Source organism: Undibacterium sp. FW305-107, from assembly GCF_058788535.1.
This window is the reverse complement of record NZ_JBYTAV010000008.1, coordinates 93,556-109,229: the sequence shown is the minus strand read 5'-3', so window position 1 is coordinate 109,229 and position 15,674 is coordinate 93,556. Positions and strand designations below refer to the sequence as shown.

General features: G+C 50.0%; 14 protein-coding genes. 3 read left to right on the top strand and 11 right to left on the bottom strand.

What is annotated here, in order from left to right; translation table 11 throughout:
* The first annotated feature begins 375 nt into the window (after positions 1-375).
* The 3 genes from AC3WQT_RS18445 to AC3WQT_RS18435 all read left to right on the top strand — a co-directional run bounded on the left by AC3WQT_RS18445 (position 376) and on the right by AC3WQT_RS18435 (position 4,487).
* Positions 376-1,644: an MFS transporter gene (locus AC3WQT_RS18445; RefSeq protein ID WP_492705863.1), complete on the top strand. Its 1,269-nt coding sequence runs from the start codon at positions 376-378 to the stop codon at positions 1,642-1,644.
* 159 nt (positions 1,645-1,803) lie between these two features.
* Positions 1,804-4,074: an OPT family oligopeptide transporter gene (locus AC3WQT_RS18440; protein ID WP_492705861.1), complete on the top strand. Its 2,271-nt coding sequence runs from the start codon at positions 1,804-1,806 to the stop codon at positions 4,072-4,074.
* Positions 4,075-4,217: 143 nt separating this feature from the next.
* Positions 4,218-4,487, top strand: a complete 270-nt coding sequence (locus AC3WQT_RS18435) for a hypothetical protein (RefSeq protein ID WP_422952091.1) — start codon at positions 4,218-4,220, stop codon at positions 4,485-4,487.
* 78 nt (positions 4,488-4,565) lie between these two features.
* Here the strand turns inward: AC3WQT_RS18435 and flgL are convergent, their stop codons facing one another.
* The 11 genes from flgL to flgB form a co-directional block, all read right to left on the bottom strand.
* Positions 4,566-5,792: a flagellar hook-associated protein FlgL gene (gene flgL, locus AC3WQT_RS18430; RefSeq protein WP_492705859.1), complete on the bottom strand. Its 1,227-nt coding sequence runs from the start codon at positions 5,790-5,792 to the stop codon at positions 4,566-4,568.
* A gap of 8 nt (positions 5,793-5,800) precedes the next feature.
* Positions 5,801-8,059 carry a flagellar hook-associated protein FlgK gene (gene flgK, locus AC3WQT_RS18425; RefSeq protein ID WP_492705857.1) on the bottom strand — a complete coding sequence of 753 codons (2,259 nt, stop codon included), beginning with the start codon at positions 8,057-8,059 and terminating at the stop codon, positions 5,801-5,803.
* Between the two features lie 115 nt (positions 8,060-8,174).
* The gene (gene flgJ / locus AC3WQT_RS18420) at positions 8,175-9,101 is read right to left on the bottom strand and encodes a flagellar assembly peptidoglycan hydrolase FlgJ (RefSeq protein ID WP_492705856.1); all 927 of its coding nucleotides are present in this window, start codon (positions 9,099-9,101) and stop codon (positions 8,175-8,177) included.
* A 9-nt stretch (positions 9,102-9,110) separates the two neighbouring features.
* Complete coding sequence (locus AC3WQT_RS18415; RefSeq protein WP_492706271.1) at positions 9,111-10,214, bottom strand: flagellar basal body P-ring protein FlgI; 1,104 nt, start codon at positions 10,212-10,214, stop codon at positions 9,111-9,113.
* A gap of 58 nt (positions 10,215-10,272) precedes the next feature.
* Entirely contained in the window at positions 10,273-10,938 is a 666-nt protein-coding gene (locus AC3WQT_RS18410) for a flagellar basal body L-ring protein FlgH (RefSeq protein WP_492705854.1), read from the bottom strand.
* A gap of 70 nt (positions 10,939-11,008) precedes the next feature.
* On the bottom strand, positions 11,009-11,791 hold the full coding sequence (gene flgG / locus AC3WQT_RS18405; RefSeq protein WP_162040926.1) for a flagellar basal-body rod protein FlgG: 783 nt from the start codon (positions 11,789-11,791) through the stop codon (positions 11,009-11,011).
* 86 nt (positions 11,792-11,877) lie between these two features.
* Entirely contained in the window at positions 11,878-12,618 is a 741-nt protein-coding gene (gene flgF, locus AC3WQT_RS18400; protein ID WP_492705852.1) for a flagellar basal-body rod protein FlgF, read from the bottom strand.
* Positions 12,619-12,689: 71 nt separating this feature from the next.
* Complete coding sequence (flgE, locus tag AC3WQT_RS18395) at positions 12,690-14,024, bottom strand: flagellar hook protein FlgE (protein ID WP_492705850.1); 1,335 nt, start codon at positions 14,022-14,024, stop codon at positions 12,690-12,692.
* Between the two features lie 74 nt (positions 14,025-14,098).
* Positions 14,099-14,773, bottom strand: a complete 675-nt coding sequence (locus AC3WQT_RS18390; protein WP_492705849.1) for a flagellar hook assembly protein FlgD — start codon at positions 14,771-14,773, stop codon at positions 14,099-14,101.
* 21 nt (positions 14,774-14,794) lie between these two features.
* Positions 14,795-15,199 (bottom strand): flagellar basal body rod protein FlgC, encoded by a 405-nt coding sequence (gene flgC / locus AC3WQT_RS18385; RefSeq protein ID WP_162040922.1) that lies wholly within the window; start codon positions 15,197-15,199, stop codon positions 14,795-14,797.
* A gap of 5 nt (positions 15,200-15,204) precedes the next feature.
* Complete coding sequence (gene flgB, locus AC3WQT_RS18380; RefSeq protein ID WP_492705848.1) at positions 15,205-15,609, bottom strand: flagellar basal body rod protein FlgB; 405 nt, start codon at positions 15,607-15,609, stop codon at positions 15,205-15,207.
* Positions 15,610-15,674 lie beyond the last annotated feature (65 nt).

Below are 15,674 nucleotides of genomic sequence, written 5' to 3'. Positions count from 1 at the left end.
CGGGTAAATGCACTTTCAAACTACAGCGTCACTAGTAACACCGTGGTGCAACCAGGCTTTTCAGCACTGGCGACGTAGCTTTGCGCATGCCCCAAGCCCCATTAAGTTCGAATAGTCCGAATAGTACAAATATTTAGACCAATTCGACTAATCTGCGCTATTCGCCAGATGCTCCGATGATACGGTAGTAGTCGCTGACCCAGTTTGCTCAGCTATACCAAGCCAAATCAGGCATTAGTTATCATCCATCTTTGCTTTTTGCTACATCCTGGTTGCGCATAGACGCCCAGACCTGTGTACTGCTATTCATCTCGTCAAGAATAAAGACACGGGCAAATTATTGTATTGCTCATCATGAAAAATAAAATTTTAGACATGTTTTCACTCCCGGAACGGGATTTATTACGCGATCTTGTCTATCGGCGTCTCTGGACTTCGATACTGATCAGCTCATTTGGTGCCCAGGTCACCATGCTGGCGCTGCCATTGACTGCAGCTATTTTGCTGCACGCCAGTGCCACACAGATGGGCATGCTGACCTTCATGGAGATCCTGCCTTTCGTCTTGCTGTCGCTACCTTCTGGCGTCTGGCTGGACAGGGTACGCAAGCTGCCGGTTTATGTAGTCGGCGAAATCATGATCTCCATTTCGGTCGCCAGCGTGCCTGTGGCCTGGTGGCTGGGTTATCTGAACATGACATGGTTATATATAGTCGGCTTCATGATAGGTATGGTCAACACCACGGCAGGTACGGCTTCCCAGATCGTGTTGACACAGATCGTGCCGCGTGACCGTCTGGTGGAAGCACATGCAAAAAATGCCCTGGCAACCTCTGGGGCTGAAGTTGCAGGCCCTGCCACTGCCGGCGCATTGATCAAACTGCTAGGTGCACCAATAGCCTTGCTGGCTGATGCTATCTTGCTGCTGACATCAGCCGTGATCTTGCGCGGCATCCATGTGAATGAAGTCAGGGAACCACGTGCAGACGCGCATTTCTGGCGTGATTTGAAAGCTGGTTTATCCTTTGTTGCCAATAAGCCTTTGCTGATTGCACTGGCACTGACAGTAGGTGGCTGGCAGCTTTGCTATAACGCTGCGCTGGTCGTGCAAATCCTGTTTGCCACGCGTGAACTGGGTTTATCTGAACAGGCAGTTGGTCTCAGCTACATGGGCATGGGTGTGGGTACCATTATCGCCAGCGTGTATGGCAGCCGCATCAGCCGCAATATCGGGCCAGGCCCCTGCATGGTGCTGGGTGTGGCAGTCTGCGGCCTGGGCTGGGGTTTGCTGGCTTTGGCACCTGCCAATAACTGGGGTATCGCTGCATTTGGTTTCATGCTGATGTGCTTCTCCATAGGTGGCGTGCTGATCTTTATCAACTTCCTGGCTTTGCGCCAGGCAGTTACGCCAGAAGCCATGCTGGGCCGCATGACCAGTACCATGCGCTGGCTGATATTGATACCGGCAGGGCCTGGGGCCTTGATAGGTGGCTGGCTGGGTGAGCATATGGGTTTGCGCTATGCGCTGGGTTTTGCAGGTGTGGCGGCCTTGCTGCTGGCAACATTAGCGGCAAAAAACCCGATTATTCGCGGCATCACGGTCTTGCCACGCCTGAGTAAACAAGAGGAGATGCAACAAGTTTAAGGATGGCATTGCAAACAGGCTGAAAAAAGCGTGATAATGCGCGAATATTTATGTTTTTTCATCGATCCCCCTCAGGAGACAGAGGGGGATTGTTTATTCGCTGCGCTGAAATGGATCACCCTCTTATTCAGCTTTTTTGACAACAAAATAGGTAGACCAATGCCAACAGAAATGTCAACGCCTGCTGCCAAGCCGGGCTCAGGGTTCAAGCCCTATATCCCTGCCTCAGCCCATCTCCCCGAAATGACCGCAAGAGCCCTGATCATGGGTGTCTTGCTTGGTATGGTTTTCGGTGCATCTTCATTGTATCTGGTACTCAAGGTCGGTTTGACCGTCAGTGCCTCGATACCGGTAGCCGTGATAGCCATCACCCTGTTCCGCCTGGGCAATAAACTGGGCGCGAAAGATGCCAGCATTCTGGAAAACAGTATTACCCAGACCGCTGGTTCTGCTGGCGAATCCCTGGCATTTGGCCTCGGTGTCACCATGCCAGCCATCCTGATCCTGGGTTTTGACCTGGAAATTTCCCGCGTCATGCTGGTCGGTTGCCTTGGTGGCTTGCTCGGCATTTTGCTCATGATCCCCATGCGCAGAACCATGATCGTTGAAAAGCATGATGAACTGAAATACCCTGAAGGCACCGCCTGTGCCGAGGTCTTGAAAGCAGCAGCAACCGACGAGTCCCGCGAAGCTGCTGGTGAAAAAAACAATCCAAATGCAGCAGATGATGCCAGCAAACGTGCTGCGATTATCTTTGGCGGCTTTGGTATTGGTCTCCTGTACAAGATCGCCAACGTTGCACTCAAAGGTTGGAAAGACACGCCTGAAGTTGTATTCGGTGCTCCACTCAAAGGTGGTTCACTGGGTGCAGAAGTATCCCCTGAATTGCTGGGTGTAGGCTATATCATCGGCCCGCGTATTGCTTCGGTCATGGCAGCCGGTGGTGTCATGTCTTACCTCTTGCTGATACCGATGATCAAGTTCTTTGGTGATGCATTGAGTGTGCCACTGGCTCCCGGAACCAAGCTCATCAGTGAAATGAGTTCACATGATGTGCGCGGTGCTTATATCCTGTACATAGGCGCTGGTGCGGTTGCGGCTGGTGGCTTGATCAGCCTCATGCGTGCAATGCCTACTATCTGGCGCAGTCTGTCGGCTGGCTTGTCTGGCCTGGGCAAAGGTGCTGCAGCCGCTACTGCTCCATTGCGTACTGATCAGGATATCCCGATGAAGTGGGTAGTGATTGGCGCGCTGGCCATCATCGCTGTCATTACATTTGCGACACCGCTGCACATGAATTTCCTGGGTGCCTTGTTAATTCTGGTATTCGGTTTCCTGTTTGCCACGGTATCGTCCCGCCTGACAGGTGAGATAGGTTCTTCTTCCAACCCTATCTCTGGCATGACGGTAGCAACCCTGCTGTTCACCTGCCTGATCTTCCTGATCATGGGCTGGACTGGCGGTCAGTACTATGTCACCGCCCTGTCTGTCGGTGCGATAGTCTGTATCGCTTCCAGCAATGCGGGTACGACCTCGCAGGATTTGAAAACCGGTTACATCGTTGGTTCCACGCCACGCTTGCAACAGTATGCAATTCTGGCTGGTGCTCTGTCTTCTGCCCTGATTCTTGGTCCTATCCTGTTGAAGTTGAATGACTCCGGCACTGTCTATGTACCAGCAGCGCAAGTTGCCCCGGCTCTGCAAACAGATGCATCAAAACTGACGGACACTGCGCAACTACAAGGCCCGCAAGCTGATACAGACAAAGGCACATACAAAGTCTGGCACAAGAATGACAATGTTGGCGGCCCTGCCGGTAAGTACTTTGTCGACAATGCAGGCAAGGCAGTCTACCTGGTTGACCCGGGTATCAATGGTGCTTACAACAAACGCCCTGACGGTACTGAAGTCAAGAAATACGATGCGCCGAAAGCCGTACTGATGTCTTATATCATCAAGGGCATCCTGGACAGACAATTGCCCTGGACCCTGGTCCTGTTTGGCGTGATGATTGCGCTGGTACTGGAAATGGCGGGCATCCCATCGCTGGCCTTTGCAGTTGGTGTGTATTTGCCGCTGTCATCCTCTGCTCCGCTGTTTGTCGGCGGCATGATACGCTGGGCAGTCGACCGTCGTAACAACAAGCTGGAACATAATAAGCATCTCAGCGAAGAAGAGAAACAGGCGGCGGGTGACCGCAGTTCTGGTGTCTTGCTGTCATCTGGTTATATTGCAGGCGGCGCACTGGCAGGTATAGTGATTGCATTCACGGCGGGTATCCTGACCGACTTTGACAAGAAAATCGGTGACTGGGCTACTGCAAACAATCCTTTCTTTGAAGGTGTCAATGCGAATGCCCTGTCCATGATTCCTTATGCGCTGATTGCCTTTGCCCTGTACTGGGTTGCGCGGGAAAAGAAGACTTCCTGAACATAGGATGCAGGACCAAGTTTGAAACCTGAAGCGTAAAATGAAAGGCTTGATTGCTTGAAACAATCAAGCCTTTTTATTTTGCCTGCTGCAGAATGGCGGAGACCAAGTACAATATCCAAAATAATTTATCGGAAATAGCCATGTCTGCACCTCAAGCCGCTGTCGATTGCAAGAACCAACCCGTCGTCGTGGGCGATATCGTCCGCGTAGTCAATCTCGACAAAAGATTTATCAAGAGCTTCCCTGAAGATGAACGTATCCTGATTGAATCAATGATAGGCCAGTTCTTCAAGGTCATCGCCATGGATGAAGAAGGCGCGCCCTGTGTCGTGCGCGAATGGCATGACGAGCGTGGTATCATGCAAACCCATGTGATAGCGCTTGATGCAGAAGACATGGAAAAAATTTAAGCATCAGGGTAAAGCATCAACAAAAAAGCAGCCCCAGGCTGCTTTTTTGTTTTTAAACTCGAATCACCCAATAAACAATCAACGAATATAGTCAAACAATGACAATCCGGATGTTTTGACAAATGATTGCTGTGCCGCCTGCAAGGTAGTTTGCTGTTGGTTGAGTTCAGTAATCGCCTTGGCATAATCAAGATCTAGCAAGGCAGATAAATCCTGCTTGAAGGCGACGCCCTTGGCGTCACCCTCACTGTCCAGGTCATCAATTTCCTTCAGGCTGGTACCCAGCTGGGCACGTACTGTCAGCACATTATTCAAAGACTTGTCGACATTATTATTACCTTGAGTCAAAGCGGCATTCAGGTCTTTTTTTGCTGCAGCCGTATTGGCAGGCGTATTCAAGGCATTGATGATGTCAGTGACAGTTTCAAAAATATTCTGATTACCTGGCTGCACCGAGAATTTATCGCCAGGGCCAGGCGCAACTACCGGTGGGCCACCAGCGTTGGTGACATTCAAATCTATGCCATCAAAGGTAACCGTCCCGCCGCTGACATAAGGTGTCAATGGAACCACCACATTACCTGTGGTTTTATTTGTCACGGTAAACGAAGTACCCAGATTATCAAACGCAACTTCGTAGTTATTACCTGTCAGATTTGCTGAAGTCGGTACATTGATCGTCGCATTTGCCACCGCCAACCCGACATTGGAAGGATTGGACTGCACATTGAACTGACCAGCCGAAGTGCGGATATTTTGAAAAATATCTGTGCCGGGGCCACTGATAGGTATTTGCCTGGAAGTATCTGCCTGGATAAATCTCTGCCCCTGGTCGCCATTATAAGCAGCGCCACCAGCTACTTTTGTATAAGGCGCTGTCGTTGTATTGAAACCGGAAAACAGATAATTACCCGTGCCATCGGTAGAGTTGGCCAAGCCAAACAACTGGTCAAGATTGCCCTGCAATTGCTGGGCTATAAATCCACGTTCAGTATCTGTATAAGAACCATTACCGGCCTGGACAATCAGCGCCTTGATATTGTGCAGCGTATCAGTGACATTGCCCAAAGCACTTTCAGCTGTACTGAGATTATTTTTGGCGGCTTGACGATTAGTCGCAAACTGCGTATTGATGGAATCTGACTGCGAAATAACCAGCGCACGTGCGGACGCGATAGGATCATCTGCCGGGGTTAGAATACGACGACCTGCAGCAATCTGTTGCTGGGTCTTGTTCAAGCCGACCTGCAGATCACTGATGCTGGCGCCGCCGGATTGATAAATAGTGCTGGTACTGATACGCATGATTACCTCTATCTGCCCAACGCCAACAAGGAGTCAAACAATGTACTTGCAATTTGCATCAGCTTGCCTGCTGCCTGATAGGCTTGCTGATAACGTAATAAATTTGCTGCTTCTTCATCCAGGTTCACGCCGGATTCTGATTGTTGGGCCGTGATATTCTGGGCCAATAATTTTGTTTCAGAGGCATTGGTAATTTCCAGCTCATGAGCCTTGTTACCCACCAGGCTGACAAACTGGGCATAGCCGCCCTGGAAAGTCGTAGTACTGCCACCGACAGTATTTTTAGTTTGCAAATTACTCAAAATAACCGCATTGCGGTTATCACCAGAGCCATTGGTGTTCGGGGCTACGTTAAACACATCACCATTGGCTGGATTGCCGGAAACAGAAAAACTGATGCCGTTATAACTAATGGTAGACCCCGAGGTATAAGGAACTGCCGTGCCTGCCGGATAGGTAGTCGATACACTGCCATTGGTCACAGTGACATTGGCAGTAGCAGGAAAACCGGTAAGTGTATTACCAGCCGAGTTATAGGTCAGCGTACTTGCCGCTACTGGCAAAGCTGCTGCCAGGGTAAAAGTGTCGCCATTGGCTGGTGGTGCTGCACCATCCTTGATCGCAAAGCTGATACCGCTAAAACTGATGGTTGCCCCACTGGTGTATGGCACTGTGGCTGGTGGCGGGTAAGTGGTCGTGACAGCACCAACTTTGACGGACACCGTTGCACCTGCCGGAAAGCCGGAAATCGTATTCGCTGGCGAGGCAAAGGTCAGGTTGACTGGTGCGGCCAAGGTTGAGCCCAGGAAAGAATCATCGGTAGTCGCAGGCCCTATAGTGGCAGTAGCAGAGTTACTGGCAGAGGATACCTGCGAATTGGCAACACCAACGCTGATCTTGCCACTGCCTGTATTGGTCGTGGGGAAAGATGTCGTTAAAGGCGCTGCCGCTGCCAGTTTGGCAGGATCTTGAATAGTCACTGCAAAAGTGGAACCACCAGCCGCTGTCGGCCTGATCAAAAATTCATCGCCAGCCGCTGGCACAGCCGCCGCAGGTGGTGGTGCTAACTGAAAGTTAATGCCATCAAATTTCAAAGGCAGGGTCGCGGAAGACTGCGTCGCGCCATCCGACAAACGGGTAATTTTATAATTGCCACCTATAAACTGCAGACGATAATCGCTGGTGGTCAAGGCTGAGGTATCGGTAATGGTGGCATTAATACTGGCTGTGGAAGTATTCAGGGCACTCGGGGTAGTCACAGGGCCTGCAACACTAAAGAAATTACCACCAACCTGCCCATTTAAATCCAGGCCAAGCTTTTGCTGATTATTAAACTGTGTGGCAAGACCTATCGCTATCCGGCCTATGCTGTTTTGCGCAACATCCAGCGTGCTGGCACGAAAATCGAATAGACCACCCAGCTTGCCGCCAGCAAAACTGTTTTCAGGCAATAAGACTGGCACACCATTGGCCAGGTAAGACACTTCTGTACGAGTGGGATCCGTCAGAGACTGGCTCACTGCCAGCTGATTGACATTGCTACCGAGTACAAGTGGCTGACCATTACCAATGAAGACATTGTATTTTGCGCCCTGTGGCACCACGCTGACCTTGGTCAGCTTGCTCAACTCAGTAACGATTTGATCTCTCTGATCAAGCAAATCATTCGGGCCACTACTGCTGCTTGATATACCTTGTGCTTTCTCAATAGTGTCATTCAGGTTCGCCAGCTGTGCCGCGTAGCTATTGATGGCACCAACTGTCGTACCGATCTGACCATTGACGTCAGCAGCAATTTGGTCGAGACGTGTTTGCAGGCCATTCAAACGCCCGGCCAGCGATTGTGCAGATGACAAGGCAGCCTGACGCGCCGCAGCACCTGCAGTACCATTAGGACTGGCTGCAAGGTTTTGAAATGCTTTGAAAAAATCCTGTAATGCGGGGGTTACACCTGCGGTTGGATCGGCAACCAGGTTATTGATCTGGCTGATTTGAGTGAGATACACGTCCGCCTGGTTTTTTGCAGACTGAGAAGCATTAACCTGACCAGCAAGAAAAGAATTGTATTGGCGCTGTATCTGGGTAACAGATACACCTTGCCCGATAAATGAACCACCAAGATTTTGCGGCTCATTCGCAGCCTGCAGTATAGTTTGACGATTGTAACCGGGTGTTGATGCATTGGCAATATTGTGACCGGTCGTCGTAATACCCAGTTGCGCTGCATTCAGTGCAGATAGCCCAATGCCAAATATATTTGAACCCATAATTGAACCTGCTCTTTTGCTAAGTTATACACCCAGTGCTTTCAATCATGTTTTCGGTGCGTTTCTGCAAAACTTTAATCTGATTGCACTTTCACTGGGGAAACTTATGTTGGAATTATGTTGAAAGGGAGTTTTTGATGATCTTTGTTAACTTATTGGCATACTCAGGATCAGTGGCATAACCAGCTTTTTGCAAACCCTGGGCAAAGCTTGAAGCATCTTTGGCATTAGCCATCACGTTTTCATAACGTGGGTTTTTCGTGATCAATTTGGCATAGTCTTTAAATGCATCAGCATAAGTATCGTAAGCCTTGAACTTCTCTACCCTGCGTTGGGCTACACCATTCACGTATTCAGTTGTTACAGCGTCAACTGTCTTGCCTCTCCAACCTTTGGTTGCTTTCATGCCAAAGATATTGTGACTGCTGGAACCGTCAACAGTTTTAATTTCACGACGTCCCCAGCCGCTTTCCAGCGCTGCCTGGCCCAGCATGAATTTTGCCGGGATACCAGTTTCCTGGCTTGCCTGCTCTGCATGCACGGCCAGTTTTTCCTGGAATTCACGTATATGGTTAGGTCCAGTATAGGCAGTTTTTGGCGCATTCGCTGGCATTTGCTCAAACTTGAGGTTATCCAGGTAAGTGTTGATGCCACGCATGCTGGCAGAACTACCAAGATTAGCTATCGTATCGCCACTGGCAGACTTGCTGCCGGTATCTCCCTCAAGGGCCTGATTCATGGCATTGTTCGACAATTGCCTGACCAGCACATCCGCCAGGCCTACGCCTTTCTTGGCCATGGTCTGTGACAGTTGCTGATCCAGCATGGAGGTGTACATGCGACTTTGTTCACTGTCAAAGAGACCGTCCTGGCCACCTGCCTGACGCATGGACTTCAGCATCATGTTCATGAACAGTGCTTCAAACTGCTGGGCAGCACCCTTGATCGCTTCAGGCGAATTATTCCTGGCCGACTGCTTGAGCTCGTCAAGACCTTTGCTGTCGAAGGCTGTTTTATCGGTGAAATCGGTGCGCCCTATCATCACGATTCCTTAGATAATTTCCAGATCTGCACGCAGGGCACCAGACGCCTTGATGGCCTGCAATATGGCCAGCAAGTCTTGTGGTGTAGCACCGATGGCATTCAAGGCCTTGACGACATCTGACAGAGAAACGCCCGCCTTGAGCATCAATAATTGTCCGGCATCTTTGCTGATCGTGACAGTTGAATTCGCCGTCGACGCAGTTTGTCCGGCGGCCAAGGCATTTGGCTGACTGACGGTATTGTCCGTATTAATAACGACAGACAAATTACCGTGTGCCACGGCACAGGTTTCCAGTGTCACTGCCTGGTTCATGACGATGGAACCAGTTCTCGCATTCAAGATCACCTTGGCTGCCATTTGCGCTGGCGTCACATCAATGTTTTCCAGATTACCCAAAAATGCTACGCGCTGATCAGCAATGGCTGGTGCCCTTACCTGTATTACACGACCATCCATGGCTGCAGCAGTATCCGGGCCAAAGCGGCGGTTGATAGCATCAACCACGCGGCTGGCAGTAGAAAAATCAGAACTGTTCAATTCCAGTTGTATCGTCGCCCCCTGCGCTACGGAATTGGGCACAGACCTCTCTACCGTCGCACCAGAAGAAATTTTACCTACGCTTAAATGATTGACCTGCGCCTTGCTGCCGTTTGCAGAGGCACCCACACCACCGACCAGCACATTACCCTGTGCCATCGCGTAAATCTGGTTATCGGCACCTTTTAAAGGGGTCATCAACAAAGTGCCGCCACGCAAACTCTTGGCATTGCCCATCGACGATACCGTGATATCCAGTGTTTGCCCGGGTTGTGCAAAAGGTGGCAAGGAGGTGGTCACCATGACTGCAGCCACATTCTTTAATTGCAGGCTGGTTCCCACCGGTATGGTGACACCCAGTTGCTGCATCATGCTGATAATACTTTGTACTGTAAACGGGGTTTGCGTGGTTTGGTCACCGCTGCCATCCAGACCAACGACCAGGCCATAGCCGAGCAATTGATTTTGCCGCACGCCTTGTATGCCAGCCAGATCCTTGATGCGTTCTGCACGACTTTCCGGCGTGATCATGGCAGCCATCACAACCATGACAAGCATGGCCACCCTGATCATTCTGGATGTGGAAAGTGCGTTCATAAAACTATCCTGACAATTCGCTGTAAAAAATTCACTACAAAGGAAGGAAACTAAGGAAAAACCGCGCAAACATGGAACTCATTTCTGTCATGTCAAGCTTCGATGTGGAACGATATTCAAAACGTGCATCTGCCACTTGCGTGGAAGCCACGACATTTCCCGCTGCTATCGTGGTTGGATTGATTACGCCAGAAAAACGCACGAACTCGGCCCCTTTATCAAAGGCCAGTTGTTTCTCGCCACTGACCAGCAGATTACCGTTTGGCATGACATCAATTACTGTGACAGCAATCGTACCGGTAAAATTATTACTGGCAGTTTGCGCGCCTTTTTCATCATATTTGGTAGAAGACGAAGTCGCCAGACTAGCTTGCGCCGTTGTCGTCGCCGGAACACCAAATACCGTAGGCGCGGCAAAAGAAGCGGCACCAGATTTGCTATTGGAAGCAGCAGCAGCCTTGCCAGCAGAAGTTTTCTCGACGATGGATATCGTCAGGGTGTCACCAACCATACGGGCCCGGGCATCTTCATATAAGGGGCGATAAGTAGCCTGCTGGAAAATCGCACCATTCGCCTGCTTCTGTGGCTTGGCCGATTGCGCAGGAATGGACGTAGGCTGATGCACGATAGGCGGCGGCGTCATTGCGCAAGCCGTGAGCGCCAGCAAAGGAAGCAATAAGAAAAATTTTGTGTATTTCATGATGTACTCACCAAGCTGGATTCATCAATATGGTGCTGATTATTTGATTGCAGCTGCAATAAAGTTGCGATTAAAGTTGAGACAAGCGCTGCAACATCTGATCTGATGTAGTGATCGCCTTGCTGTTGATTTCATAAGCGCGCTGCGTCTGTATCATATTGACCAGCTCTTCTGCCACGTTGACGTTGGATGTTTCAACAAAGCTTTGCATCAGCAAACCAGCGCCATTGGTGCCCGGTGTATTCGTACCGGGGTTGCCGGACGCTGCTGTTTCTACATACAAGTTCTCACCCATTGCCATCAAACCGGCCGGATTGATAAAAGTGGCCAGTTGCAGTGAACCGACTTGCACAGGCGCGACGGAACCTGGCTGCGTCACCGACACCGTGCCATCACGTCCCACTGTAATGGATTGCGCATTAGCGGGAATAGTGATTGCAGGCTGGATAACAAAACCACTGGAAGTAACCAGTTGCCCCTGATTATCAGTCTGAAAAGAACCATCACGGGTATAGGCAGTAGAACCGTCAGGCAGCAAGACCTGAAAAAATCCCTGGCCTTGTATCGCCACATCCTTGCTATTGCCAGTCTGTTGCAAATTACCTTGCGTGAAAATCTTTTCTGTAGCAACCGGGCGCACACCGGTACCGAGTTGCAAGCCAGACGGCAATTGCGTTTGTTGTGAACTTTGCGCACCGGGTTGGCGTATATTTTGATATAGCAAATCTTCAAACACAGCGCGTGAACGTTTGAAGCCATTGGTGCTGACGTTGGCCAGGTTATTGGACACGACGTCCATCTGCGTTTGCTGCGCATCCAGGCCAGTCTTGGCTATCCATAATGAACGTATCATTGCTTTCCCCTTTTGCCTTGGTTTACTTTGCCTCGCTTTATCTTGGCGGCAAAGACTTCTACAAGGCTATTGTGCTACAGAAGCACTCAACTCAAAGTCAGGATCTGACCTGCTTTATTGGCGTTATTCTCGGCATTCTGCAAAAGCTTCATTTGCATTTCAAAACTGCGTGCCAGATTAATCATGTTGACCATGGATTCAACAACATTCACATTGCTGTTTTCCAGCATGCCACCAGCAACGCCTACCAAAGGGTCTGCATCAACGGCAACACCATCTTTTGTTTTGAATAAGCCATCGTCTCCACGCACCATATTCTCTTCAGGAGGATTAACCAGTTTTAACCTGCCTATGACTTGCACGGCATTTGGTTTGGTACCGGTGGGGATGGTCGATACCGTACCATCCTTAGCGATGGCAATTGATACTTCTGGCGGTATGGTGATGGGCCCGCCATCACCCACCAGATTCAAACCACTCTGCGTCTGCAAGATACCGTTTTCGCTGACCTTCAGACTGCCATGCCTGGTAAAAGCCTCGGAACCATCTGCCTTTTCCACCACCAGCCAACCCTTGCCCTGCACTGCCACGTCCAGTTCGCGGCCTGTATTTTGCATGGCACCGGTAGAAAAATCCGTACCTACCGTGGCATCCACCACGAAAGCACGGGTAGGCAAGCCATCACTCTTGACTGGCACAGCACGGAATGAATCCAGTTGCGCCCTAAAGCCCGTAGTCGTGACATTCGCCAGATTATGCGAGACGGTAGCCTGCTGCTCAAGGATATGCTTGGCACCGGTCATCGCGGTATATACCAGTCTATCCATGAGCTACTCCTGTTTGTCTGAGATTTAAAACACGCATATCAATTCAGCTAAAAAACTTCACCACTTCACCATTAACGCAGGTTGACCAGTGTTTGCATAACCTGATCCTGCGTCTTGATGGTTTGTGCATTGGCCTGGTAGACACGCTGGGCGGTGATCATGTTCACCAACTCACCTGTTAAATCAGTATTTGAATCCTCTGTCGCAGATGAAGTCAAAGTTCCCAGGGCACCAGAATTTGGTGGCCCAACCAGGGCATTGCCAGAAGTTGCGGTTTCTATCCACTGATTATCACCAGTTGATTGCAAACCATTTGGATTGGTGAAATTGGCCAACACTACTTGCGCCAGAACAGCTGTTTTACCATTGGTATAACTACCGACGATAGTGCCATCTTTAGCCGTATTGAACTTTGCCAGCTTGCCGGATGCATAACCGTCCTGGGTGTTTTTACTAACGCTGAAATCCGAACCAAATTGTGTAGTACCAGTGAAATCGTATTTGATATCAAGCGTCGTATTAATCGGCGTCACCGCACCAGTACTGACTGGCACTGTCAAGGTAGTTGCACGCGGATCTGTGGCAGAGAACTGCGGTGTTACCGCACTCAACCTGCCAAGGTTATCAAAGCCAAGACGGGTAATGGAGTTGGCCGTCGCACCCGCGCCAGCGATCAGGACACCATCAACAGTGGCAAACACGTCCCACTCAATCGTGACAGGCGCAGTAGGTGGCGTCGCAATATTGTCTACCTTGACAAAAAATGACTGAACAACGTGTGAGTTACCCAAGCTGTCAAACACAGCAAGGGAAGTGGAACTGTTATAAGTAGTCGGATCAGTCGCACTAAAAGCGATAGGTGTAATGACAGGCGGAATCGTAGCTGGCAATTGCGTACCAGGAACAAGTTTGCGCGAATCCAGATTCATGACCGCATTGATCAGCGTTGACTGTGCAGGCGGAATATCTGCAGTATTGATGTTGATGGGAGCAGCAGCACCCGTAGACAGTACGCCTGCGGCATTGGCTACATAGCCCGTCAATTGCGCACCCTGCGCATTGACGATATTGCCAAGTTTATCCAGTTGGAACTGACCGTTACGTGTATAGGTGACAGCACCATTGGTCGACATGCGGAAGAAGCCGCCGCCATTAATTGCGATATCGAGGGGATTATTCGTCGTCGAGATATTACCCTGCGTGAATTGCTGCACGACACCCGATACTTTAGTACCAATACCCACAGTACCTGCAGAAGAGCCATTAAGTGAATTGGCATAGACATCGGCAAATTGCGTCTGTCCTTGCTTGAAACCCACGGTGCTGGCATTGGCAATATTATTACCAATCACATCCAGGGATTTGGAAGCAGCGTTAAGTCCACTCAGTCCTTGTTGAAAACCCATGATATTTCTCCCTTACTTAGGCTAGTTCGTCGTTACGCATTACTACAGGATTTGATACAGGATTACTCCAAGGATCAATAAATTTGTCTTACGTCATTCATACTGACATCACCAATATTTGGCAGGCTGAGCTTCAAGCCCTGAGAGCTTGAGGTAATGCTCGATACCACACCAAATGCCAGACTGGTCGCATCCAGTTTTTTGTCTGCCGCATTGGCGACAAACTCGAATTTATAGGCGCCATTGGCGGCTGTCGTACCAGCGTCGGTTTTACCATCCCAGGTCAGGGTATTCACACCTTGCGGCAAGGCACCCAGAGTCATTTTTCTGACAATCACGTCCGAGCTGTCACGTATCACCACTTCAACATTGCTGGCAGCCTGCGGCAATTCAACGCCGTAAATACCCTTGCCTTCCGTGACTATCATGGAATTGCCTGGTGCGATCACGCCGTGGCCTATCATGCTGGCGGCCTGCAGGTTTTGTCCGCTCTGGAAACTGGCGCTCAGGGCAGTCACCGATGCATTCAACTTATCGATACCAGAAACTGTAGACAATTGCGCCAATTGACTGGTCACCTGGGCATTGTCCATAGGGTTCAATGGGTCCTGGTTCTTGAGCTGGGTTACCAGCAAAGTCATGAAGGTGTTTTTGGCATCTTCTGTCGAATTTGCCGAGGCTTTTGCCCCGTTCATTGTCGCCAGCAATGCTGGATCAACGGTACTGCTTTGTACGCCACTGGTAGCCATGATCTATTCCTTCAAGAAATCTTATTGCCCTAAAGTCAAGGTCTTCAGCAACATGGTTTTTGCTGCATTCATGACTTCTACATTGTTTTGATATGAACGTGATGCCGAAATCATATTCACCATTTCTTCCACCACATTCACATTTGGCATGGCGACATAACCCTTTTCATCCGCCATCGGGTGTTTTGGGTCATACATCAGTTTAGGCGGATTAGTATCTTCTACAACCTCATTTACCTTGACGGCGGTAGACGCAGTGCCTGCCACGGGCACTGCACTGAAAACCACCTGCTTGGCTTTATATGGCGTACCGTCTGAACTGGTGACACTGTCGGCATTGGCCAGATTGCTGGTTACCACATTCAGGCGCTGTGACTGCGCACTCATGGCTGATCCGGCAACATTGAAGACATTAAAGAGTGACATGATGATTATCCTTGTATCGCTGCCAACATATTCTTGATCTGCATATTGATAATGGTCAGGCTGGCTTCATAACGCAGGGCATTGTCGGTAAACTGATTACGCTCCACATCCATATCAACAGTATTACCATCGACGCTACCTTGTACTGTGGGGCGGTATTGTGGCGTCATGCCTGCTACGCTACCCGGTGTGTCGATGTGCTGGGCTGCGGTCTTGCTCAAGGCTGTCGGTGACTGGTTCAGGTTTTGCCCCAGGGCATGGCTGAGTGCGCTGGAGAAATCAATATCCTTCGCCTTGTAATTAGGTGTGTCAGCATTGGCAATATTGGATGCCAGCAATTGCTGACGCTGCCCCCGGACTGACAAGGCAGTCTCGTGGAATTTCAAAAAGTCATCTAATCTGCCAACCATCTTTCTCTCCTCTGCCACTGTGCTTTACTCATAAGGCACACAAGGGTTTTCTATACCTTGCATCT